Raw genomic sequence first — 22,419 nt, forward strand, 5'->3', positions numbered from 1 at the left:
CGACAGACGTCGGCGCCTTGTATCCGGCGATCTTCGACTTGCAGTGCGCAATCAGGTCCGCCTCTGTGCAGTCGGCACCTGGCGCGCGGACCACGATCGCCTTGATCGTCTCGCCCCACTTCTCATGCGGCACGCCGATCACGGCGCACTCGGCAACACCCGCCGCGGAGTAGAGCACGTCCTCGACCTCGATCGACGAGACGTTCTCGCCGCCGGTGATGATCACGTCCTTCTTGCGGTCGGAGATGGTGAGGTATCCGTCGTCGTCGATCGATCCGCCGTCGCCGGTGTGGAACCAGCCGTTCTCCAGTGCCTCGGCGCTCACGTCAGGCTGGTTCCAATAGCCCTCGAGTACGACGTTCGACCGCGCAAGGACCTCGCCGGAGTCGCTCACCTGCAACTGCACCCCGATCGCGGGCGCACCGGCCCGGCTCAGGTCGTGCGCGATCTCCGCGATCGGAACGTCGGCGTGCTCGCGACGCCGCCGGTTGATCGTGAGCAGGGGCGAAGTCTCGGTGAGTCCGTAGATCTGGCAGAACTCCCACCCCAGCTCGGCCTCGATGCGTTCGATCGTCTTCGAGGGCGGCGGCGCTCCTGCCGCAATCACCCGCGCAACCCGATCTGAACCCGGCACGGGACCTTGCCAGGTCGGACGGGCGTCGAGGATCGCGTTCAGCACCGCCGGCGCTGCGCACATGAAGGTGACTCCGTGCTTGCCGACCCGCGTGAGGATTTCGGTGCCGTCGACCTTGCGCAGCACGACCTGAGGTACGCCGAGCCCGGCCGTGGTGTACGGCATGCCCCAGCCGTTGGCGTGGAACATCGGCAGGGTGTGCAGGTAGACGTCCCAGTCACTGACACCGGCATGCAGCCCGAACGTCACCGCGTTGGTCCAGATGTTGCGGTGCGTGATCTGCACGCCCTTCGGGCGAGCCGTCGTCCCGCTTGTGTAGTTGATCGTCGCGGTCGCGTCCTCGTCGACATCGGCCCATGGCTCTGGCTCGCGGTCGAAGCGCAGCAGCGCGTCGTCGCTTTGCGCCCCGAGCAGGAAACGATGTTTCGCGGTGACGCCGTACAGCGGCTCGTCGACCTCGGGGTCCACGAGCAACACCGAGGATCCGGAGTGGTCGACGATGTAGTCGACCTCCTCGGTCTTCAGCCGGAAGTTGACCGGGACCAGGATCCGGCCGGATGCCGGGACCGCGTAGAGCAGCTCGAGCATCCGGGCGGAGTTCGGAGATACGACGGCGACCCGTTCGCCGACTCCGACGCCGAGCTCGTCAAGGCCGGCCTGCAGGGCGCGAACGCGGCGCGCCAGCTCGGCGTACGTAATCTCCCCGAGGGAGTCCGGGCCACCCGGCTCGTCGATCACCCCGACCCTGTCGCCGTACACCGCCTCGGCGCGCGCGAGAAAGTCGGCAGAAGTCAGCGGCACCTTCATATCGGGACGGTAGCAATCGATCGGCGTCAGGCCAGCACGGCTTCGAGCGTGATCGTTGTGCCCGCGAGCGCCTTGCTCACCGGGCAGCCGGCTTTGGCCTTCTCGGCCGCGGCCGCGAAGCCGTCCGCGTCGAGACCTTCGACCTCGCCCTCGACCGCGAGGTGGATCGCGGAGATCTCGAACCCGCCCCGCGCCTCGTCCCTTGCCAGTGTCACCGACGCAGTGACGTCGAGGGCATGCGTCGTACCACCGGACTGGGCGACCTCGTTGGACAGCGACATCGCGTAGCAGGCCGAGTGGGCCGCGGCGATCAGCTCCTCCGGGCTGGTCGTGCCCGGCGACTCGTCGGCGGCGCGTTTCGGGAAGCTCACCTCGTACGTGCCGATACCGCTGCTGGTGAGCTCGACCTGACCCGACCCTTCGGCAAGCGAACCGGTCCAGGCGGTGCGCGCGGTGCGTGTGGGCACGTCGGCCTCCTCGTCGATGTCCTTGCGCCAAGCCGACACTATGGTGTGCCGATGGTCAAGGCGTCGGTCCTGATGGAGGTCGGTAGCGCCCAACAGGTCGGCGACATCGCCCTTCGCGACCTCGGTCCGGGTGACGTCCGCGTGAAGATCGTCGCCGCCGGGGTCTGTCACTCCGACCTCTCGCTCGGCACCGGTGTGATGGGCCAGGTCGTGCCGGCGGTGCTGGGGCACGAAGGGTCCGGCACGGTGCTCGCCGTCGGCTCCGACGTCAGGCATGTCGCTCCCGGCGACCACGTGGTTCTCAACTGGGCGCCACCGTGCCGTTCCTGCTGGTGGTGCTCGGCGGGCGAACCCTGGCTGTGCCAGAACCAGTTCGCCGGCGACAACCTGCCCTACGCAACCCTCGACGGCGTCGACCTCGTCGCGGGCATCGGGGTCGGCGCGTTCGCCGAGGAAACCGTGGTGCCCGGTCGCGCGGTGATCCGCCTGGACGACGACGTACCGCTGGAGATCGCGGCGCTGCTCGGCTGCGCGGTACTCACCGGCGCCGGTGCCGTCATGAACCATGCCAAGACCCAGCCCGGCGAGTCGGTGCTGGTGGTCGGGCTCGGGGGCGTCGGGCTGTCGGCGCTGCAGGGTGCCCGGCTCGCGGGCGCCGCCACGATCATTGCCACGGACATCTCCGCGGACAAAGCGGAGATCGCCCGGCGCTGCGGCGCAACCGAGTTCCTGGTCGCGGACGACGATCTCGCCAAGCAGGTACGCCGCCGGACCGATGGCCGAGGCGTCGATGTGGCGATCGAGTGCGTCGGGCGCGGCAGCACGATCCGGCAGGCGTGGAGCGCAACCCGCCGCGGCGGCCGTGCCGTCGTGGTCGGCATCGGCCGAACCGACGACGTCGCCGAGTTCAACGCACTCGAGGTGTTCCACTTCGCGCGGTCGCTGTCGGGATGTGTCTACGGCTCCTCTGACCCCGAGGTCGACATCCCGCGGATGCTCGAGGCGTGGCGCGCGGGCCGCCTGGACCTGGACGCGCTGGTGACGGACCGCTGCGGTCTCGACGGCATCGATGCTGCCTTCGACCGGATGCGCGCCGGACAGGGCGGCCGCACTCTCGTGCTCCCGTGAGCGGGCCTCGTCGATAGGGTCGGACGCAGCGTTGACCCGACCAGGCGAGGGAACCCCATGACGATGCCACCGATGCCGCCCGACATTCCCGAGGACCCCAACGATCCGGATCCCACGCTTGAGCAGGAGGAGCGAACCGAGGAAGAGGTCGAGGACGAGACGACGTCGCACGACGCCGACTGACCGCTGCTAGCGCGGCGTCAGGCCTCGGCCGATCGAACCGGCCGTACGGCGGCGGGCGAGAACACGTGCCGGAGTGCGGCCCCGCGACCGCCGGCGGACTGGCGCAGCCGGTCGACCACCAGCCCGGCCGGCCCGACCAGCTCGTCCTGGAGCCGGCGGGCCGCGTCCAGATGGTCGCCGGTCCAGACCACGCGTACTCCGGTCGACGTCCCGGCACCGTCGGCGTCGAGATCGTCACGGACCGCGTCCACCAGCCGCTGCGCCGCCCCGGGTTCCGCGGGCAGCGCTACGGGCACGTCGCCATGGCCCGCCAGGGCCGCGGCGAGCGCGTCGTACCAGCCTGCGATGGACTCCGCGGAACCCACCAGCTCACGGCGCGCTGCTGAACGGTCGGCCGAAGGCGCGTACCCGTCGGACCACAGATCAAGGATCGCGTCGGCGGCGAGCCGCAGCCCGGCGACACCGCCCACCAGGGTGCTCACGCCGGCCAGTGGGAGCTGCTTCGCCCCGCGCTCGGTGAGGAAGGTGCGAAACGCGTCGTCCAGCCGGCGCGCGGACGCGGCCGCCTGGACCGACGGAGGCGCCGGCGGCACCGGCGTCGACCCGGTGGGGTCGCAGCAGTAGAGGCCGAAGGCAAGGGCGCCGCGCAGATATGCGGCGCACGACGCGTATGCGTCGCTCAATGCCACTGCCAGCTCGGAGCCGGCTCCCCGCGGCCAGAACAGCAGCCCGACCGCGAGGCTCACGCCGCCGCCGATTGCGATGTCCTCGATCCGGACCAGGCCGATCCGCCAACCCGCCGGCGCGGCGATGTTGAACAGGATGACGAGTGTCACGGTGAACGCTGCCTGCCCGGCGAAGAAAGAGATGACCGCGGGCGCGATCCCCGCGACAACGATTGCTACCGGCAACAGGATCCACAGCACGCTCGGGTTCGCGCCGATCGCCCACACCAGCAGGCCGCCGACCACGAAGCCGAGCACCGTTCCACCCAACGCGCGGAGCAGGTTCTGGCCGGTGCTGAGCGCATTCGAGCGAAGGACCGACAGGGTGCCGAGTACGACCCAGAACGAGTGCTGGACTCCGGTGAGGTCGGCAACGAGTACGGCGAGACCGAGCGCGACCGCGCCGCGCACGCTGTTGTGCAGCCAGACCGCGTGCCTCGACAGGTGGCCCGCGGCGCGCGCGCGAGCCGAGTCGAGCGCGGATCCCGCACCATCCGGCTGGCGGCCGAGCATCTGCTCCCACCACGTGCGCCGGTCGGCAGCGGCGGCAACCGTGATGTTGTTCGCGACCAGACCGACCGCGTAGCTCAGCTCCTGCGCACGGAATCCGGGCTCGAGCGCGCTCACCAGACGCTGGGTGTGACCGGCCGGTTCGGAACGCTCGGCAACGGACGGCAGGGAGCGGGCGGCGTGCTCCTCGAGCTCGTCGGCGGCTCGCCGCAGCCGGGCGGAGTCCTCGGCGAGCCGCGAGGATGCGCCGGCCGGAGTCTCGAGCAGGTCCGCACCGCCGTCGATCACGTCCGCGGCCGCGCCCTTGACCGCGCAGATCTCAGGATGCACGCGACCACGGATCGCGGCCAGATGCGCGAGCGAGGACGCGTCGAGAACCCGCGCCAACCAACCGAGCTCGTCCACCAGCCGGACGATCGCGCGCGCCGCACTGGTCAGACCGGTCGGGCGGTACGGCGTGCCGTAGAAGCCGCGCTGAAGCGCCGTGACGGCATCGCGGGCCCGTTGCTGCGCCGCCTCGACGTCGTCGACCGACCGGTCCTCGTCGCCGCGGACGAACGCCGCCTCGGCGCGCATCCGCTCAGCGAGGCGGCGGCAGGCCTCGATCACCGGGTGGCGCAAGGGGTGCCGGGGGGGCGCCGGCCAGAGCACGACGACGGCGATCAGCGCTGCGCCGGCCGCGAGCCCCCAGCCTTCGAGGCGGGCCGGGAGGCTCGACACCGGCCCGGGCGTGGCGACCGGCAGGATGAACGACAGCAACAGCGAAGTCGACGCACCGGCAAGCACCGAGCTGATGACCCCGGCGAACAGCACGCAGCCGGCGACGGCGGTCATCGTGAGGGCGGCCAGCCACGCCGCGCGGCCGGCGAGCGACCCGAGCGCGACCAGGACCGTGCCGACCACACCCAGCAGGAGCTGCGCCTGGAAGCGCTGAAGCAGGCTGCCGCCGAAGTCGGCGAGCAGCAACATCGCGAACGACCCGAACGCCGCAAAGGTCGCGAGGGTCGGGTCGCCGATCACTTTGTCGCCGATCGCGAACATCGCGGGCATCACGACCGCCGCGCGTGCGGCGCGACGCAGCGCGACCAGATCGCTGTCGCGCCGGCGCAGCCAGTCGATCGGATGCATCCCCGCATCATGGCGGGTCCAGCCGCAGCGTGATCGCCAGGGCAGTATTGCAAGACGGACGTACGGTTTGGTAACGTCGCTTCATGCCGAAGGTGAGCCCGGAGCGTCTCGAGGCCACCCGGCGGCGGGTTCTGGAGGGCGCCCGGCGGGCATTTGCCGCCTATGGCTACGAAGGCGCCACCGTCCGCCGGTTGGAGGAGGCCACCGGGCTGTCGCGCGGCGCGATCTTCCACCACTTCGCCGACAAGGATGCGCTGTTCCTGGCGCTCGCTCAGGAGGACGCCGAAGAGGTCGCGACGCTGGTCGACGACTTCGGCCTGGTGGGAGCCATGCACAAGCTGCGCGACAAGGACGCCGGCTGGCTCGGCGTCCAGCTCGAGGTATCGCGCCGGGTGCGGACGGACCCGCAGTTCGCCGCCCTCTGGCAGCACCACCTGCGCTCGATCACGCGCGCCACGCAGGCCCGGCTCGCCCGCCAGCGCGATGCCGGCGTCGTGCGCGACGACGTACCGATCGAGACTCTCGCGGCGTTCCTGTTGCTTGCCTACGACGGCCTGGTCGCGCAGCTCGCGACCGGCATGCCGGTGCAGCATCTCGACGCGATTCTCGATCTCGCCGAGCAGGCGGTCCGCGAAGCGCCCGCCGGCCCGGCACCCGACCCGAACCACCGCTGACCGAGGAGTGCACTCATGACCGCCGAGAACAGCTTCGACGCTCGTACGACGTTGGCGGTCGGTGGGCGCGATCTCGCGATCTACCAGCTCGACGCGGTGGACGGCAGCGCGCGGCTCCCCTACAGCCTCAAGGTGCTTCTGGAGAACCTGCTGCGCAACGAGGACGGCCACAACGTCACCGCCGAGCAGGTTCGCGCGCTCGCGGGATGGGATCCGAGCGCCGAGCCCGACACCGAGATCCAGTTCACGCCGGCCCGGGTGGTCATGCAGGACTTCACCGGCGTGCCGTGCGTCGTCGACCTCGCCGCGATGCGTGAGGCGATGCAGGCACTCGGCGGCGACCCGAAGAAGATCAACCCACTCGTGCCGACCGAGCTCGTGATCGACCACTCGGTGATCGTCGACGTCTTCGGCGCTCCGGATGCCTTCGAGCGCAACGCGGCGCTGGAGTTCGAGCGCAACCAGGAGCGCTACCAGTTCCTGCGGTGGGGGCAGAACGCGTTCAACGACTTCACCGTGGTGCCGCCCGACACCGGCATCGTGCACCAGGTCAACCTCGAGTACCTCGCCCGGGTCGTCTTCGACAAGGACGGTCTCGCCTACCCCGACACTGTGGTCGGCACCGACTCGCACACCACGATGATCAACGGCCTTGGTGTCCTCGGCTGGGGCGTTGGCGGCATCGAGGCCGAGGCGGCGATGCTCGGCCAGCCGGTGTCGATGCTGATTCCCCGCGTGGTCGGCTTCAAGCTCTACGGCGAGCAACCCGATGGCACCACGGCGACCGACCTGGTGCTGACGATCACCGAGACGCTGCGCAAGCGCGGCGTAGTCGGGAAGTTCGTCGAGTTCTACGGCCCGGGGGTGGCTGCCGTGCCGCTCGCCAACCGGGCGACGATCGGCAACATGAGCCCGGAGTACGGCTCTACCTGTGCGATCTTCCCGATCGACGACGAGACCCTCACGTACCTGCGGCTTACCGGTCGGCCCGCAGAGCAGGTCGAGCTGGTCGAGGCGTACGCGAAGGCGCAAGGGCTCTGGCACGACCCCGATCACGAGCCGGCATACTCCGAGCAGCTCGAGCTCGACCTGTCCACGGTCGAGCCCTCGCTGGCCGGCCCGAAACGGCCCCAGGACCGAGTGCCGGTCCGCAACGGCAAGGACTGCTTCCGGGCGGTGCTCGGCGAGTACGCCGACGAGGACCCGAACGACAACGGTGCCAACGAGGGCTCGCGCGAGTCCTTCCCGGCAAGCGACCCGCCGGCGGTCGACCACGACGGCGCCGATGACGGGCCGCGCGAGCCATCGACGGTCGCCGCAAGCGACCGGCCGAGCAACCCCGTGGCGATCACGATCGACGGTGCGGAGGTCACGATCGACCACGGCGCCGTCGTCGTTGCCGCGATCACCTCGTGCACGAACACGTCGAACCCGTTCGTCATGGTCGGCGCCGGCCTGCTCGCGAAGAACGCCGTCGAGCGCGGGTTGCACCCCAAGCCGTGGGTGAAGACCTCGCTCGCGCCCGGCTCGAAAGTCGTCTCCGACTACTACGAGAAGGCCGGTCTCACGCCGTACCTCGACAAGCTCGGGTTCGGCCTGGTCGGCTACGGCTGCACGACCTGTATCGGCAACTCCGGCCCGCTGATTCCCGAGGTGAGCGAGGCGGTCAACGCCAATGACCTCGCGGTTGTCTCGGTCCTTTCCGGTAACCGGAACTTCGAGGGCCGCATCAACCCCGAGGTGAAGATGAACTACCTCGCCTCGCCGCCGCTCGTCGTTGCCTATGCGCTCGCCGGCACCATGGACATCAACCTGCTCGAGGACCCGATCGGCCAGGACGCGGAGGGCAACGACGTGTTCCTCACCGACCTGTGGCCGTCGCCGCGCGAGGTCCAGGACGTCATCAACGAGACCGTCGCGTCATCCGGGTTCACCACGTCGTACTCCGACGTCTTTGCCGGCGACGAGCGGTGGAGGAGCCTGTCGGTGCCGTCGGGTGACGCCTTCGAGTGGGCGGATTCGTCGACGTACGTGCGGCGGCCCCCATACTTCGACGGAATGCCTGCAGAGCCGGCGCCGATCACCGACATCGTGGGCGCGCGCGTGCTCGCGATCCTCGGCGACAGCGTGACGACTGACCACATCTCGCCGGCCGGCAGCATCAAGAAGGACTCCCCCGCCGGGCGGTATCTCACCGAGCACGGCGTCGAGCAGAGGGACTTCAACTCCTACGGGTCCCGGCGCGGCAACCACGAGGTGATGATCCGCGGGACCTTCGCCAACATCCGCCTGCGCAACCAGCTCGCTCCGGGAACCGAGGGTGGTGTCACCAGGCACCTCCCGGACGGGGACGAGACCTCGATCTTCGACGCCGCCGAGCGCTACCTCGCCGACGACGTACCGCTGGTCGTTCTCGCGGGTAAGGAGTACGGCTCGGGGTCATCCCGAGACTGGGCGGCGAAGGGCACGATGTTGCTCGGCGTTCGTGCCGTGATTGCGGAGTCCTTCGAGCGGATCCATCGCTCCAACCTGATCGGGATGGGCGTGCTCCCGCTGCAGTACTCCGACGGCGAGACACGCGAGTCCCTCGGTCTCACCGGCGAGGAGACCTTCGAGATCACCGGCCTGGCCGGCGTCGACCGGGTGCCGCGCGAGCTGACCGTCAAGGCGGACGACAAGACGTTCACCGCAACGGTGCGGATCGACACCGCCGGCGAGCAGGAGTACTACCGGCACGGCGGCATCCTGCAGTACGTGCTGCGCTCGCTGCTCCAGCCCGCGGGCTGAGAGGCTGCGGCCGTGGACCTGGGCCTGCGCGATCGGGTGTACGTCGTCACCGGCGGCACGAGCGGCCTCGGCTACGCGGCCGCTTCGGCCCTGGTTGCGGACGGCGCGCGCGTGGTGGTCTCGTCACGACGGACCGAATCGGTGCAGGCGGCGGTCGAGCGGCTCGGCGCGGCGAACGCCTCGGGAGTGGTCGCCGACAATTCCGATCCGGACACGGGTGATCGGCTGGCCGCTGCCGCCATCGAGCGATGGGATCGGCTCGACGGCGCACTGGTGAGCGTCGGCGGCCCGCCCCCGACCACCGTTCTCGGCGCCAGCGACGAGCAGTGGCGCGCCGCCTTCGAGTCGGTCTTCCTCGGCGCGGTGCGGATTGCCCGCGCCGTCCTGCCTCGGCTCGGCGAAGGCGGCGTGATCGGCTTCGTGCTGTCGACCACGGCCAAGACACCGGTACACAATCTCGAGATCTCGAACGGCCTGCGTCCAGGCCTGGCCATGTGGGCCAAGCAGCTGGCCGACGAGGTCGGCCCGAGCGGCATCCGCGTGCTCGGGCTGCTGCCCGGCAGGGTCCTCACCGGACGCACGCTCGAGACCACGCCGGATCCCATCGACCGCGACGCCATCGCCACCACGATCCCGCTGCGCCGGTTCGGGCAGCCTGAGGAGTTCGGCCGCGCAGCAGCCTTCCTGCTCTCGCCGGCAGCGTCCTACGTCACTGGGTGCGTCATCCCGGTGGACGGCGGCGCCCTGCGCATGCTCTAGCCAGCGGCCGGACGTCTGCCCCGGGTCTGTCAGTCCGGCGGAGTCGGCTTCAACAGGCCGAGCCCGGCACCGTGCACGTCGTTGATGACGGCGTACCGGCCGCCCGGGTATTCACTCGGCGGCATGCGGACGCTGCCACCGAGCTCGACCGCGCGCTGGGTCGTGGTCTCGAGCCGGTCCACCTCGATGTAGGGCAACCACATGGGCGGCACCTCGACCGGGGCGATCTCCGGCATCGCCATGAAACCGCCGATGCTCTGCCCCTCGAACTGCCATTCGCTGTAGTCGTCGCCGCGACGGATGCCCCACGCAAAGACCGCTTCGTAGAACGCCGCAGCGGCGTCGAGGTCCCGGCCGAGCAGCTCTGACCAGCTCCATGCGTTGGGCTCGTTGACCAGCTCCGAGCCGTGATGCTGGTTGGGCTGCCACGCGGTGATCTCCCCGCCGGTGGAGTCGTGGAAGACCGCCATCCGACCGGCCTCGAAGACGTCCAGCGGGCCGCCGACGACGGTGCCACCCGCCTCTTTCACCGCCGTGGTCGTGGCGTCGATGTCCGAGGTGCAGACATAGACGGACCACCGCGGCGGGTGGTCGTCGTCCATGATCGGCGCGATGCCGGCGACCGTGCGGCCGCCCAGCGTGCAGATCACGTAACCGCCCGACTCCGGTCCCTGCTCCTGGCCTTCCCAGCCGAACAGGCCGGAGTAGAACTCCAGCGACTCCTCGACGTCGGAGGACGAGACGTCGATCCAGCACGGTGAGCCGGGGCTGTACTCCGACTTCTCAGGCATGGTCGAAGACTAACGGTGCCGAACCGCTCGGCCCGGAAGCGAATCGTCGTACGGCGCGAAAATCCGCCTATCCGATCGGATCCTCGACCAGCGGCGCGGCGTACTCCGCGTCCCCCGGGGCGCTGCTGCCCTGCCGCTCGAACTGCGTGCGGTACAGCTCGGCGTACAGCCCGCCGGCCTCGATCAGCTGCTCGTGGGTGCCGCGCTCGACGATGCGGCCCTCGTCCACGACCAGGATCTGGTCGGCCTCGCGCACGGTGGACAGCCGGTGGGCGATGACCAGCGACGTCCGTCCGGACAAGGCGGTCGCGAGTGCGCGCTGCACCGCGACCTCCGACTCGGAGTCGAGATGGGCGGTCGCCTCGTCGAGCACGACGACCGACGGCGCCTTCAGCAACAGCCGGGCGATCGCCAGCCGTTGCTTCTCGCCACCGGAGAGCCGGTAGCCGCGGTCACCGACCAGGGTGTCCAGGCCATCCGGCAAGGAGCGGATCAGGTCGCCGATCTGTGCTGCGTCGACGACGTCCCAGATCTCGGCCTCGGTCACGTCCGGCTTCGCGTACGTCAGGTTCTCGCGGATCGTGTCGTGGAACATGTGCGCGTCCTGCGTGACGACGCCGACCGCGCTGCGCAGCGATGCCAGTGTCACAGCGCGAACGTCGTGCTCGCCGACCCGCACAGATCCGGCTTGCACGTCGTACATCCGCGTGACCAGCTGGGAGATCGTCGTCTTCCCGGCTCCCGAGGGACCGACGAGCGCGACCAGCTGCCCCGGCTCGGCACGGAACGAGACGTCGAAGAGCACCTGGCGCTCGGGCGCGTTGTCGAGCACCGCGACCGACTCGAGCGATGCAAGTGAGACCTCCGCCGCCGTCGGGTAGCGGAAGTCGACGTGTTCGAACTCGATGCTGACCGCGTGGTTCCTCTCGGCCGGGAGCTCGATCGCGTCCGGCGCGTCCTGGATCGACGGCTCGAGGTCGAGCACTTCGAAGACCCGGTCGAAGCTGACCAGCGCGGTCATGACGTCGACCTGGACGTTCGAGAGCGACGTCAAGGGACCGTAGAGCCGGCTGAGGTACGCCGACAGAGCCACCACGGTGCCGATCGTCAACGAGCCCTGGATCGCGAACCGGCCGCCGAGGCCGTACACGAGCGCGGTCGCAAGCGCGGCGACCAAAGACAGTGAGACCAGGAACACCCGCGCATACATCGCCTGCGTGACCCCGATGTCCGCCACGCGCCGAGCGCGGGTGCGGAACAAGCCGGCTTCGTCCGCGGGACGGCCGAACAGCTTCACGAGCAGGGCGCCGGCGACGTTGAACCGCTCCGACATCTGCGCGGACATGTCGGCGTTGAGCACGTAGCTCTCGCGGGTGATGCGCTGCAGCCGCCCGGACATCATCCGAGCCGGGACGACGAACAGCGGAAGCAGGATGAGCGCGATCAGGGTGATCGGCCAGGAGAGGTAGAACATCGTTGCGAGGACGATCATCACGCTGATCAGGTTGCTGACCACGTTCGACAGGGTTCCGGTGAATGCCTGCTGGGCGCCGAGCACGTCGTTGTTGATCCGGCTGATCAGCGCACCGGTCTGTGTCCGGGTGAAGAACGCGATCGGCATCCGCTGGATGTGCTCGAAGACCTGTGAGCGCATGTCGTAGATCAGGCCCTCACCGATCCGCGCCGAGTACCACCGGTTGGCGAGCGAGTCGGCGGCGTCGAGCAGGGCAAGTACGGCGATGAGGCCGGCCAGCAGCTCGGTGAGCCCGAGCCGGTGATGGCCGATTCCCTGGTCGATGATGGCCCGGTAGATCAACGGGTTGATCGCGCCGATGACCGCATCGAGCACGATGAGGATCAGGAAGTAGACCAGCTGACGGCGGTAGGGCGCGGCGAACCGCACGATCCGGCGTACCGTCCCGGGCGGCAGCTTCTGCTCGGTGACCGACGGGTCGCGACGATACGACGCAGCGATGTGCCAGCTGCTGTTCATGACCACGACGGCTGCCTCCTGTGGTCCAAACACCGCTGGACAGTCATCGCTTCCCGAGATTAGTGCGAAGGCTCCCCTACGCTGCGGTCATGAGCACCCAGTTCGGCGAGCAGGGCGGCCGGCTGTCGTACGGCGGCTACCTGCATCTCGACGTGCTGCTGTCGCAGCAGGTGCCCGAGTCGGACCCTCCGGCGCACGACGAGCTGCTGTTCATCACGATCCATCAGGTCTACGAGCTGTGGTTCAAACAGATCCTGCACGAGCTGACCACGGTTCGCGACCTACTGCTCGAGCCCGGCGCGGGCGCGCTCTGGACCGCGCGACACCGGCTCGGACGCGTGACGCAGATCGAGTCGGTGCTGATCGCCCAGCTGCCGGTGCTCGAGACGATGACGCCGCAGGACTTCCTCGACTTCCGCCAGCTGCTGGCACCGGCCTCGGGCTTCCAGTCGGTGCAGTACCGCGAGCTCGAGTTCCTGTCCGGGCTCAAGGACCCGGCGGTGCTGAGCCGGCTGCGGTCGGCCACCGCCGAGGAACGCGCTCGCCTGCAACGCCGCCTCGACGAACCTTCGCTGTGGGACGGCTATCTGCGCGCGTTGTCAGCGCATGGGATGGCCGTCGGCACCGACGACGAGGTGCGCGCCGCGCTGCTCACCGTCGCGCGGGACCGGGCGTCGTACGGAGAGCTCTGGGACGTCGCCGAAGGTCTGGTGTCGCACGACGAGCTGTCCGCCCAGTGGCGGGCGCTGCACGCGACCGTGGTCGAGCGGCAGATCGGCTACAAGGCCGGCACCGGCGGCTCGATCGGCGTCGGCTACCTGCGCGACCGCCGCGACCTGCGCTTCTTTCCCCTGCTCTGGGCCCTACGCACCGAACTCTGACGGGGGCAGTCTCCCTCGATCACCTGTATCGACGCCAACTCGAGCGCGACCACCCAGACCGGAGAAGGCGACCTGAACGCGGTCCTGATCAACAACTCGACCGTCGGCTCCGGCTAGGCGGCCCGCCTCCTGAAGCCGATGAGGTCAAGGGCCGGCGCGGTGCCGCTCGCGATCCGCCGACGAGAGGGTCAGTGCAGCGGGGATGCCGCGTCTTCGCGGGCCTTGACCTTGCGGTGGTGGCGAAGGTCCAGCGTCATCACCCCGCCGGCCAGCAGTCCGAGGATGAATCCGCCGGTGCCCCATTCGAGCCGGACCCGGATCGAGTGGGTGAACAGGATGAGCAACACCGCGAGCGCAATGACGCAGGCGACGAGTGCATGCGAGCGAAAGCGTTTCACCGGCCCCTCCCCATCGATCTGCCGGCGTCGCCGGCGAGTCCCCGTCAGGCCGAGCGTAGCCGGATCAGAACGCCGAGACGCCGGTCACCGCGCGGCCGATGAGCAGCTTCTGCACCTGGGACGTGCCTTCATACAACGTCGTGACCCGAGCGTCGCGCAGCAGCTTGCCGACGATGAACTCGTCGACGTAGCCGTAGCCACCGTGCACCTGCACCGCCGCGTTCGCCGCTCGCACCGACGCCTCCGATGCGTAGTACTTCGCCATCGAGGCCGCGAGCGTGTACTTCTCGCCGCGCGTCTTCAGGTCGGCCACCCGCCAGGTCAGCAGCCGGGCGGCATCGACCTCGACCGCAGTGTCCGCAATCAGCTCCTGCACGAGCTGGAAGCTCGCGATCGGCTTGCCGAACTGCTCGCGTTGCTTGGAGTACGACGACATGACCTCTAGGGCGTTCTGGGCGAGCCCGGTGCACGACGCGGCGAGCGACATCCGGCCGTCGTCGAGCGCGGACAGCGCGACCTTGATGCCGTCGCCCTCCTGGCCGAGCAAGGCCGAGGCCGGCACGACCACGTCGTCGAGCGCGATCTCGGCCGTGTCGCAGGACCGCAGGCCCAACTTGCCGTGGATCGGCTTCGGCGTGAAGCCCGGGGTGTCACAGGGCACGAGGAACGCGGACACGCCGCGGGCTCCGGGGCCGCCGGTGCGCGCCATCACCAGCGCGACGCCAGCGAGGTCGCCGTTCGTGATGAAGATCTTCGACCCGTTGAGTCGGTAGGAGTCGCCCTCCCGAACGGCGGTCGACTCCAATGACGCCGGATCCGACCCGTGGTCGGGTTCGGTGAGACAGAAGCAGCCGAGCGCCTCGCCGGCGGCCATCTTCGGCAGCCAGTACTCCTTCTGCTCCTCGCTTCCCCAGCGGTCGATTGATCCGCCCACCAGACCGAGATGCACCGACAGGATCGAGCGGACGTTTGCGTCGCCACGACCCAGCTCTTCGATGACGAGGCAGTAGGTGAGCGGGTCCGCCCCGCCGCCGCCGTACTGCTCGGGGATCGTGAGGCCGATCCAGCCATCGCGGATCAGCCCGTCGAGCGCCTCCTGCGGGAACCGCTCCTCGCGATCGTTGCGAATCGCCTGGGGCGCGACGACGGCGTCGACCCACTCGCGCACGGCGCGGCGGGTCGCTTCCTGTTCGGGATTGAGAGCAAGATCCACGACCTCGACTTTAGCCGCTGTCGGGTGCGCCGAGCGCCCGCAGCCGATGCACCTGCGCCTCCCGCTCGGCGCGCAGCTGCTCCGCAAAGCCGCGCTCCGGTGCATCGAGCAACAACCGTTTGGTGGCTACGACTGCATCCCGGCTCGTGCTCAACAGCGCACCGACAAGGTCGTCGATGGCGGCGGAAAGCTGGTGGTCCGGCACGACCAGGTTGACCATTCCTGCCAGCGACGCCTCGGCCGCGGAGAAGCGCCGTCCCGTTGCACAGATCTCTAGCGCACGGGCGTACCCGACCAGTTGCACGAGCAGCTGCGTGCCGCCGAGGTCCGGCACCAGTCCGAGGGTCGGCTCAGCCATGGTGAACATCGCGTCCTCGGCGGCGACCCGCAGATCGCAGGCCAGCGCCAACTGAAAACCCGCACCGACCGCATGCCCCCGCACGGCGGCGACCGAGACGAACTCGGGCCGGCGCAACCAGGTGAAGCCCGCTTGGTACGACGCGATCACCTCGGCGGCGGTCTCGTCGTCGCGACCGAGGATGTCACCCATCGATCCTTCGCCGGGCACGCCATCCGCCGTGAACATCCGTCGGTCGATGCCGGCGCTGAACGACGGTCCCTCGCCGGTGACGACGACGACCCGCACGTCGGCGGGCACCGTAGTGCCGAACTCTGCGAGGGCCAGCCAGGTCGCCGGCGTCTGCGCGTTGCGCCGGTCAGGGCGACACAACGTCACTCGTGCGATCTCGCCGTCAACCTCGAACCGAACGCCACCCGTCGTCGTATCGCCCCCCGACGACGCACCCCCGTTCAGCGGTTACCGCTTCCCGCGCGTTGCGCCGCCACGGCCGCGCAAGTTGACGCCGGCCTCGCTGAGCACCCGGTGGACGAAGCCGTAGGAGCGTCCGGTCGTCGCCGCAAGCTCGCGAATGCTCGCGCCGTTGTCGTACTTCCTCTTCAGGCCGGTCGAGAGCTTGTCGCGCTCGACGCCCGTCACCCGACTGCCCTTTTTCAGCTCGGCCACCGTTGCACCTCCCACTTCCCCCGTCTCCCCTTCAACACATATCACCTTGCCCAGCGGGAGAAGATCTACGCCAGCGCGACCAGATCGGCGAGTTCCGCACTCCAGTGATCCTCGACGCCGTCCGGAAGCAGCAGCACGCGCTGGGGGTCCAGTGCCTCGACCGCACCCTCGTCGTGCGTGACCAGTACGATCGCGCCGCGATAGGAACGCAGCGCGCCGAGGACCTGGTCGCGGCTGGCGGGGTCGAGGTTGTTCGTCGGCTCGTCGAGCAGCAAGACGTTGGCGCTCGACACGACGAGCAGGGCGAGCGCCAGGCGGGTCTTCTCGCCCCCGGACAGCGTGCCCGCGGGCTGACTCACCGTTTCACCACTGAACAGGAACGAGCCGAGCACCGTCCGCAGGTCGCCCTCGGACAGTGCCGGGGCCGCGGCGGCGAGGTTCGCGAGCACCGACGCGGATGGGTCCAGGGTCTCGTGCTCCTGCGCGTAGTAGCCGAGTCGCAGGCCGTGGCCGGGGTCGACGGTGCCGGTGTCGGCTGGCTCGAGCCCGGACAGCAGCCGCAGCAGGGTGGTCTTGCCCGCGCCGTTGAGGCCGAGTACGACTACGCGGCTCCCGCGGTCGATCGCAAGGTCGACGTCGGTAAACACCTCGAGCGAGCCGTAGGACTTCGACAAGCCGCTCGCGGTGAGCGGCACGCGGCCGCACGGAGCAGGGTCCGGGAAGCGCAGCCGGGCCACCTTCTCGGACTTGCGCACGTCCTCGAGGCCGGCGAGGAGTCGCTCGGCTCGCTTGGCCATCTGCTGGGCGGCGACTGCCTTGGTGGCCTTGGCTCGCATGCGGTCGGCCTGCGCGTTGAGCGCGGCCGCCTTCTTCTCGGCGTTCGCCCGCTCACGCCGGCGCCGGCGCTCGTCGGTCTCGCGCTGGTCGAGGTAGGCCCGCCAACCGACGTTGTAGAGGTCGAGCACCGCACGCGTGGCGTCGAGATGAAACACCTTGTTGACGGTCACGTCGAGCAGGTCGACGTCGTGGCTGATCACCACCAGGCCGCCCTTGTGCGACCGCAGGAACTCCCGCAGCCACACGATCGAGTCGGCATCGAGGTGGTTCGTCGGCTCGTCCAGGAGCAACGTGTCGGCGCCGCTGAACAGGATCCGGGCCAGCTCGACCCGGCGCCGCTGGCCGCCGGACAGCGTGCGCAGCGGCTGACCCATCACTCGGTCCGGCAAGCCCAGGCTGGCGGCCACCGAGGCAGCCTCGGACTCGGCGGCGTACCCGCCCAGCACGTGCAGCCGCTCCTGGGCCACGCCGTACCTCGCGATCGCCTTGGACTCCCCGTCGGCCATCGCGTGCTCAGCCGCACGCAGGTCCGCCATCACGGTGTCGAGACCACGACCGGACAGGACCCGGTCGCGGGCCAGGACGTCGAGATCGCCGGTGCGGGGGTCCTGCGGCAGGTAACCGACCGAGCCCCGCCGCTCGACCGTTCCCGAAGCCGGCAACCGTTCGCCGGCCAGCACAGCGGCCAGGGTGGTCTTGCCGGCTCCGTTGCGGCCCACCAGCCCGATCCGGTCGCCCGATCCGACCCGGAATGTCGCATTCTCCAGCAGCAGGCGGGCGCCCGCACGCAGCTCGACGGCAGTGGCGGTGAGCACAGGGAACTCCTGAAGGTCGACGAGGACAGGCGGGCGCGAGCGTGGGCCCCGCTAGTCCGTGATCGACATGGCAGTCAGTGTACGGCGGGCGTCGTAACCGAAGGGTGACCGAGATGTGACCGTGGCGTCGACCCGTTTTGGACCCGAACCCGGCAGGATTGGCCCGGAACGGGGAGGTGTCATGGCCCGCAACATCAGCTGGGCGAAGCTCGCCATGCTGATGCCCAACGGCCGCCAGACGCCGCCCGGCTTCGACTTCACGACGAACGTGATGCACGTCGACACCGACGCCATCTGCCCGCGCTGCTTCGCCTGGATCGCTCCGCACGACATCGTCCGGCGGACCGCCTACGGGTTGCTCCAGCACGAAGCCTGCCCGGTCACCGCCCAACCCGAGGTCGTCTCCGAGCTGAGCACCTAGCCACTCGCAGGCCCGAACCACGCACGACACCCATGGGCCATCTGGGTCGCTCCAGCAACACCTGTGGGCCATGCGTTCCGTACGGCGCGAATACCGTGGGCGGGTCATGACCGCTACCGCATCGCCGCCCGGCGCCAGGACGGCCCGGTCGCTGCGCGATCCCGCCCACCGGATGCCGGTGATCGGTCTGGTCACGGTCATCACGGTGGTCGCGGTCGAGGCGATGTCGGTGGCGACGGTGATGCCGACGGTGGTCCGCGACCTGCACGGCCTGCGCCTCTACAGCTGGGGGTTCACGGCGTACCTGCTCGCGGACGTGGTCGGCATGGTCGACGCCGGACGGCGCTGCGACCGGCACGGACCGTCGCCGTCCCTGCTCGGCGGGCTGGGTTTCTTTGCCGCCGGGCTCCTGGTGGCCTCGACCGCCCCCGACATCGGCGTGTTTCTCGCCGGGCGCGTGCTCCAGGGACTCGGTGGCGGAGCGATGATCGTGGCGGCGTACGTCGTCGTCGCGCGGGCCTTTCCCGAGGAGCTGCACCCGAAGGTCTTTGCCGCGCTGAGCGCGGCGTGGGTGGTGCCGTCCCTCGTCGGTCCTGCGGTCGCGGGTTTCGTCGCTTCGACGGTCGGGTGGCGATGGGTCTTCGGCGGCATCGCGCCGTTGGCGATCGCGGGCGCCGCCCTGCTCGTGCCGGTCCTGCGGCGGATCCCGGTAGCCAGGCAGGGTGAGACACCGGGACGCAGCGGCATCGCCCGCGGGTTGATGCTGTCCGCGGCACTCGGGCTGCTCCAGGTCGCGGCCGAGATCGTCGACTGGTGGAGCCTGCTGTTGATCGCGGCCGGCCTCGCACTGGGTATCGCCCCGCTGCGCGCGATCCTGCCGCGCGGTGCGTTCCGCCTCGCCCGCGGGCTGCCGACCGTCATCGTGCTGCGCGGAATCCTCACCTGCGGGTTCTTCGGGGCGGAGGCCTACCTGCCGCTGACCCTCACCCGGCTGCACCACGGCACGCCGCGCGTCGTCGGCATCCCGCTGACTCTGGGCGCGATCGGCTGGTCGATCGGCTCCTGGTGGCAGGGGCGGCGCCGGCGCCACCAGGTGTCGGTGATGCGGGTCGGGTTCGGCGCCGTGGCGGTCGGTGTCGCACTCCTGGTCGCGGTCGCCGCGCCCCGGGCAAGCCTGTGGCTCGCGGTGCCGATCTGGGCGATCGCCGGGGCCGGCATGGGCATCGCAATGCCGACGATTTCGGTGCTGATGCTGGACCTCTCGCCGAACGAAGCGCAGGGCATGAACTCCGCGGCGCTTCAGATCAGCGACATGACCGGAAGCATCATCGGAATCGCGGCGGTCGGCGCGCTCGTCACCGCGTTCGGGCTCGCCCACATCCGTACGGCGGTCACCATCGGCGATCTGATGAGTGCCGGTATTGCAGTAGTCGGAGCGATCGCGGCCGGCCGGGCGATCGCCGCGCAGGTCAGACCCGGAAGCCCAGTGCCTGCAGCTGTTGACGCCCCTCATCGGTGATCTTGTCCGGGCCCCACGGGGGCATCCAGACCCAGTTGATCACCAGCCCATTGGTCAGCCCGTCGAGCGCGGCCGCGGCCTGGTCCTCGATGACGTCGGTCAGCGGGCAGGCGGCACTCGTGAGCGTCATGTCGAGCACGGCCTTGTTGTCGTCGTCGAGGGTGACGCCATAGAGCAGGCCGAGGTCGACGACGTTGATGCCGAGCTCGGGGTCGACGACGTCGTGCATCGCCTCGTAGACGTCGTCGACGGTCGGGGCGGACGACGCTCCGGTCGGGGTGGTGGTCGGGTCGCTCATTCGATTCCTCCGTCGACGGCCTGCGCGGTCGCATCCTTCCACGCCATCCAGGCCAGCAGCGCGCATTTGACCCGGGCCGGGTAGCGCGACACCCCGGCGAAGGCGACAGCGTCCTCCAACACGTCCTCATCCGGCTCGACCTCGCCCTTCGACTGCATCAGTCGAAGGAACTCGGCGTGGACCGCGAGGGCCTCGTCCACGGGCTTACCGATGACGAGATCCGTCATGACGCTCGCCGATGCCTGCGAGATCGAGCAGCCCTGGCCTTCGTAGGAGACGTCCGCAACGGTCCCGTCGTCGAGATGCACCCGCAGCGTGATCTCGTCGCCGCAGGTCGGGTTGAGGTGATAGACCTCGGACTCGAACGGCTCGCGCAAACCCTTGTGATGCGGCGATCGGTAGTGGTCCAGGATGATCTCCTGGTAGAGCGACTCGACGTGAGGTGCGGTCATCCGAAGAAGCCCCTGACCCGGCCGAGCCCGTCGACCAAAGCGTCGACGTCGTTGACGTTGCTGTAAAGGTGGAGCGACGCCCTCGAGGTCGCCGGTACGCCGTAACGCAGGCAGGCCGGCCGTGCGCAGTGATGTCCCACCCGGACTGCAACGCCGTACTGGTCCAGAACCTGCCCGACATCGTGCGGGTGGATGCCGTCCATGACGAACGAGACGGCTCCCCCGCGATGCTCGGTGGTGGTCGGACCGATCACGCGCAGCCCAGGCACGGTCTGCACCCCGTCGAGCAGGTACGCCGTCAACGCCTGCTCGTGCGCATGAACCGCCGGCATGCCGAGCGCCGACAGGTAGTCCACGGCGGCACCGAGACCGACCGCCTGTGCGATCGGCGGCGTGCCCGCCTCGAACTTGTGCGGCGGCGGCGCGAAGGTCGAGCCGGACATCGTGACCTCGTCGATCATCTCGCCGCCGCCGAGGAACGGGGGCAGCTGCTCGAGCAGGTCGAGGCGGGCCCAGAGCGCACCGATGCCGGTCGGGCCGCACATCTTGTGGCCGGTGAACGCCACAGCGTCGACCCCCAGGGCCGCGACGTCGACCGGCGAGTGCGGCACGGACTGCGAGGCGTCGAGCACGGTGTAGGCGCCGACGGCGCGAGCTCGCGCGACGACGGCATCGACCGGGTTCACGGTGCCGAGCAGGTTGGACTGGTGGACGAACGCGACCACCTTGGTGCGGTCGGTGATCACTCGGTCCAGGTCCGCGAGGTCGAGCCGGCCGTCTTCGGTGAGGCCGACCCACTTCAACGTCGCGCCGGCGCGCTGGCAGGCGAGCTGCCACGGGACGATGTTGGAGTGATGCTCCATCTCGGTGATGACGACCTCGTCGCCCGCGCCGAACGGCAGCACGTGGGCCATCAGGTTCAGCGCCTCTGACGAGTTTTTTGCGAACACGATCTCGCGCGGGTCGGGTGCGTTGACGAAGGCCGCAACCTTTGCTCGGGCATCCTCGTAGAGCGCGGTCGCTTCCTCGGCGAGAGTGTGAATGCCGCGATGGACGTTGGCGTTGTGGTGCTCGTTGTAGTCGCGCATCGCGTCGAGCACCGCGAGCGGCTTCTGGGCAGTGGCGGCACTGTCGAGGTAGACGAGCGGTACGCCGGGACGAACCTCCCGCTGCAGGATCGGGAAGTCCTTGCGGACGACCTCGACGTCGTAGGTCATCTCCCCGCCCACTTCTCGTAGCCCTCGGCCTCGAGCGTGTCGGCGAGCTCCGGACCGCCTTCCTCGACGATGCGGCCGCCGACGAAGACGTGCACGTAGTCGGGCTTTATGTAGTTGAGAATCCGCGTGTAGTGGGTGATCAGCAGGGTGCCGATCGTGCCCGCTTCGCGGATCCGGTTGACGCCGGCCGACACGATCCGCAGCGCGTCGACGTCGAGCCCCGAATCGGTCTCGTCCAGAATCGCGATCTTCGGCTTGAGCAGCTCGAGCTGGAGCACCTCGAAGCGCTTCTTCTCACCGCCCGAGAAGCCCTCGTTGATCGAGCGTTGCAGGAACGACGGGTCGATCGCCAGCCGGTCGAACGCCTCGTTGAGCTCCCTGGTCCAGGTGCGGAGCTTCGGCGCCTCGCCGGTGACCGCGGTGACCGCCGTACGGAGGAAGTTCGTGACGCTCACTCCCGGCACTTCGACCGGGTACTGCATGGCGAGGAACAGCCCGGCCCGGGCTCGTTCGTCCACGGTCATCGAAAGCACGTCGGCGCCATCGAGGGTCACGCTGCCGTCGGTCACCCGGTAGCGCGGATGTCCCGCGATCGAGTAGGCGAGCGTGGACTTGCCGGAGCCGTTCGGGCCCATGATCGCGTGCGTCTCGCCCTGCTTCACCGTGAGGTCGACGCCGCTGAGGATCTCCCGGGGCGCGTCGCCCTCGCCCTCACCGGCGACCTCGACGTGCAGGTTCTTGATCTCCAGCGTTGCCAT

At 69.5% G+C, this 22,419-nt stretch carries 22 protein-coding genes; 8 read left to right on the forward strand and 14 right to left on the reverse strand.

The features are described 5' to 3' along the window. Window positions 1–1,441, reverse strand: a 1,441-nt coding sequence (locus tag VME70_01200; GenBank protein HTW18812.1) for an AMP-binding protein, incomplete at its 3' end; no start/stop codon positions are given. A 26-nt stretch (window positions 1,442–1,467) separates the two neighbouring features. Beyond that, the gene (locus VME70_01205; protein ID HTW18813.1) at window positions 1,468–1,908 is read right to left on the reverse strand and encodes an OsmC family peroxiredoxin; all 441 of its coding nucleotides are present in this window, start codon (window positions 1,906–1,908) and stop codon (window positions 1,468–1,470) included. Between the two features lie 51 nt (window positions 1,909–1,959). Here VME70_01205 and VME70_01210 point away from each other — a divergent pair, with 51 nt between their 5' ends. Both VME70_01210 and VME70_01215 read left to right on the forward strand, forming a co-directional pair. Continuing rightward, on the forward strand, window positions 1,960–3,036 hold the full coding sequence (locus tag VME70_01210) for a Zn-dependent alcohol dehydrogenase (protein HTW18814.1): 1,077 nt from the start codon (window positions 1,960–1,962) through the stop codon (window positions 3,034–3,036). Window positions 3,037–3,093: 57 nt separating this feature from the next. After that, the gene (locus tag VME70_01215) at window positions 3,094–3,219 is read left to right on the forward strand and encodes a hypothetical protein (GenBank protein ID HTW18815.1); all 126 of its coding nucleotides are present in this window, start codon (window positions 3,094–3,096) and stop codon (window positions 3,217–3,219) included. A 17-nt stretch (window positions 3,220–3,236) separates the two neighbouring features. Here the strand turns inward: VME70_01215 and VME70_01220 are convergent, their stop codons facing one another. Then, on the reverse strand, window positions 3,237–5,582 hold the full coding sequence (locus VME70_01220) for an FUSC family protein (GenBank protein HTW18816.1): 2,346 nt from the start codon (window positions 5,580–5,582) through the stop codon (window positions 3,237–3,239). 83 nt (window positions 5,583–5,665) lie between these two features. On the opposite strand from VME70_01220, the gene VME70_01225 reads away from it, so the two are divergent. The 3 genes from VME70_01225 to VME70_01235 are packed head-to-tail and all read left to right on the forward strand — an operon-like array spanning window position 5,666 to window position 9,802. Continuing rightward, a complete protein-coding gene (locus VME70_01225) occupies window positions 5,666–6,256 on the forward strand; it encodes a helix-turn-helix domain-containing protein (GenBank protein ID HTW18817.1) in 591 nt (196 codons plus the stop codon). Between the two features lie 15 nt (window positions 6,257–6,271). Further along, the gene (locus VME70_01230; protein HTW18818.1) at window positions 6,272–9,043 is read left to right on the forward strand and encodes an aconitate hydratase; all 2,772 of its coding nucleotides are present in this window, start codon (window positions 6,272–6,274) and stop codon (window positions 9,041–9,043) included. A gap of 12 nt (window positions 9,044–9,055) precedes the next feature. Beyond that, a complete protein-coding gene (locus tag VME70_01235) occupies window positions 9,056–9,802 on the forward strand; it encodes an SDR family oxidoreductase (GenBank protein ID HTW18819.1) in 747 nt (248 codons plus the stop codon). 29 nt (window positions 9,803–9,831) lie between these two features. Here VME70_01235 and VME70_01240 read toward each other — a convergent pair whose 3' ends face one another. Together VME70_01240 and VME70_01245 are read right to left on the reverse strand one after the other, a co-directional pair. Next, complete coding sequence (locus VME70_01240; GenBank protein ID HTW18820.1) at window positions 9,832–10,593, reverse strand: VOC family protein; 762 nt, start codon at window positions 10,591–10,593, stop codon at window positions 9,832–9,834. A gap of 67 nt (window positions 10,594–10,660) precedes the next feature. After that, the gene (locus tag VME70_01245) at window positions 10,661–12,619 is read right to left on the reverse strand and encodes an ABC transporter ATP-binding protein (protein HTW18821.1); all 1,959 of its coding nucleotides are present in this window, start codon (window positions 12,617–12,619) and stop codon (window positions 10,661–10,663) included. Between the two features lie 56 nt (window positions 12,620–12,675). On the opposite strand from VME70_01245, the gene VME70_01250 reads away from it, so the two are divergent. Next, window positions 12,676–13,467, forward strand: coding sequence for a tryptophan 2,3-dioxygenase family protein (locus VME70_01250; GenBank protein ID HTW18822.1), 792 nt, complete (start codon window positions 12,676–12,678; stop codon window positions 13,465–13,467). Window positions 13,468–13,655: 188 nt separating this feature from the next. Here the strand turns inward: VME70_01250 and VME70_01255 are convergent, their stop codons facing one another. From VME70_01255 to VME70_01275, 5 genes are all read right to left on the reverse strand, one after another. Beyond that, window positions 13,656–13,865, reverse strand: a complete 210-nt coding sequence (locus tag VME70_01255) for a hypothetical protein (protein ID HTW18823.1) — start codon at window positions 13,863–13,865, stop codon at window positions 13,656–13,658. A gap of 64 nt (window positions 13,866–13,929) precedes the next feature. Then, window positions 13,930–15,078, reverse strand: coding sequence for an acyl-CoA dehydrogenase family protein (locus VME70_01260; protein ID HTW18824.1), 1,149 nt, complete (start codon window positions 15,076–15,078; stop codon window positions 13,930–13,932). Window positions 15,079–15,088: 10 nt separating this feature from the next. After that, window positions 15,089–15,892 carry an enoyl-CoA hydratase/isomerase family protein gene (locus VME70_01265; protein HTW18825.1) on the reverse strand — a complete coding sequence of 268 codons (804 nt, stop codon included), beginning with the start codon at window positions 15,890–15,892 and terminating at the stop codon, window positions 15,089–15,091. A gap of 3 nt (window positions 15,893–15,895) precedes the next feature. Further along, window positions 15,896–16,102: a helix-turn-helix domain-containing protein gene (locus VME70_01270; protein ID HTW18826.1), complete on the reverse strand. Its 207-nt coding sequence runs from the start codon at window positions 16,100–16,102 to the stop codon at window positions 15,896–15,898. A 65-nt stretch (window positions 16,103–16,167) separates the two neighbouring features. Beyond that, window positions 16,168–17,754, reverse strand: a complete 1,587-nt coding sequence (locus VME70_01275) for an ABC-F family ATP-binding cassette domain-containing protein (GenBank protein HTW18827.1) — start codon at window positions 17,752–17,754, stop codon at window positions 16,168–16,170. 181 nt (window positions 17,755–17,935) lie between these two features. Between VME70_01275 and VME70_01280 the strand changes: the two genes are divergently transcribed. Both VME70_01280 and VME70_01285 read left to right on the forward strand, forming a co-directional pair. After that, window positions 17,936–18,175: a hypothetical protein gene (locus tag VME70_01280; protein HTW18828.1), complete on the forward strand. Its 240-nt coding sequence runs from the start codon at window positions 17,936–17,938 to the stop codon at window positions 18,173–18,175. 106 nt (window positions 18,176–18,281) lie between these two features. Beyond that, on the forward strand, window positions 18,282–19,694 hold the full coding sequence (locus tag VME70_01285; protein HTW18829.1) for an MFS transporter: 1,413 nt from the start codon (window positions 18,282–18,284) through the stop codon (window positions 19,692–19,694). Here VME70_01285 and VME70_01290 read toward each other — a convergent pair. Genes VME70_01290 through sufC form a run of 4 tightly spaced genes read right to left on the reverse strand, consistent with a single transcriptional unit; the run spans window position 19,645 to window position 22,419 of the window. After that, window positions 19,645–19,992 carry a metal-sulfur cluster assembly factor gene (locus tag VME70_01290; protein ID HTW18830.1) on the reverse strand — a complete coding sequence of 116 codons (348 nt, stop codon included), beginning with the start codon at window positions 19,990–19,992 and terminating at the stop codon, window positions 19,645–19,647. The genes VME70_01285 and VME70_01290 overlap by 50 nt on opposite strands. Beyond that, window positions 19,989–20,444, reverse strand: a complete 456-nt coding sequence (locus tag VME70_01295) for an SUF system NifU family Fe-S cluster assembly protein (GenBank protein ID HTW18831.1) — start codon at window positions 20,442–20,444, stop codon at window positions 19,989–19,991. The genes VME70_01290 and VME70_01295 overlap by 4 nt, the downstream gene beginning before the upstream one ends. Beyond that, window positions 20,441–21,661, reverse strand: coding sequence for a cysteine desulfurase (locus VME70_01300; GenBank protein ID HTW18832.1), 1,221 nt, complete (start codon window positions 21,659–21,661; stop codon window positions 20,441–20,443). The genes VME70_01295 and VME70_01300 overlap by 4 nt, the downstream gene beginning before the upstream one ends. After that, window positions 21,658–22,419: a Fe-S cluster assembly ATPase SufC gene (sufC, locus tag VME70_01305; protein HTW18833.1), complete on the reverse strand. Its 762-nt coding sequence runs from the start codon at window positions 22,417–22,419 to the stop codon at window positions 21,658–21,660. The genes VME70_01300 and sufC overlap by 4 nt, the downstream gene beginning before the upstream one ends.

The organism is Mycobacteriales bacterium, assembly GCA_035504215.1.
Taxonomy (GTDB): Bacteria; Actinomycetota; Actinomycetes; order JAFAQI01; family JAFAQI01; genus DATAUK01.

Coding starts and splice junctions, on each gene's coding strand:
- VME70_01215 (HTW18815.1), top strand. CDS start 3,094: ATGACGATGCCACCGATGCCGCCCGACATTCCCGAGGACCCCAACGAT.
- sufC (HTW18833.1), bottom strand. CDS start 22,419: ATGGCAACGCTGGAGATCAAGAACCTGCACGTCGAGGTCGCCGGTGAG.
- VME70_01295 (HTW18831.1), bottom strand. CDS start 20,444: ATGACCGCACCTCACGTCGAGTCGCTCTACCAGGAGATCATCCTGGAC.
- VME70_01250 (HTW18822.1), top strand. CDS start 12,676: ATGAGCACCCAGTTCGGCGAGCAGGGCGGCCGGCTGTCGTACGGCGGC.
- VME70_01230 (HTW18818.1), top strand. CDS start 6,272: ATGACCGCCGAGAACAGCTTCGACGCTCGTACGACGTTGGCGGTCGGT.
- VME70_01210 (HTW18814.1), top strand. CDS start 1,960: ATGGTCAAGGCGTCGGTCCTGATGGAGGTCGGTAGCGCCCAACAGGTC.
- VME70_01225 (HTW18817.1), top strand. CDS start 5,666: ATGCCGAAGGTGAGCCCGGAGCGTCTCGAGGCCACCCGGCGGCGGGTT.
- VME70_01290 (HTW18830.1), bottom strand. CDS start 19,992: ATGAGCGACCCGACCACCACCCCGACCGGAGCGTCGTCCGCCCCGACC.
- VME70_01280 (HTW18828.1), top strand. CDS start 17,936: ATGGCCCGCAACATCAGCTGGGCGAAGCTCGCCATGCTGATGCCCAAC.
- VME70_01220 (HTW18816.1), bottom strand. CDS start 5,582: ATGCATCCGATCGACTGGCTGCGCCGGCGCGACAGCGATCTGGTCGCG.
- VME70_01300 (HTW18832.1), bottom strand. CDS start 21,661: ATGACCTACGACGTCGAGGTCGTCCGCAAGGACTTCCCGATCCTGCAG.
- VME70_01285 (HTW18829.1), top strand. CDS start 18,282: ATGACCGCTACCGCATCGCCGCCCGGCGCCAGGACGGCCCGGTCGCTG.
- VME70_01240 (HTW18820.1), bottom strand. CDS start 10,593: ATGCCTGAGAAGTCGGAGTACAGCCCCGGCTCACCGTGCTGGATCGAC.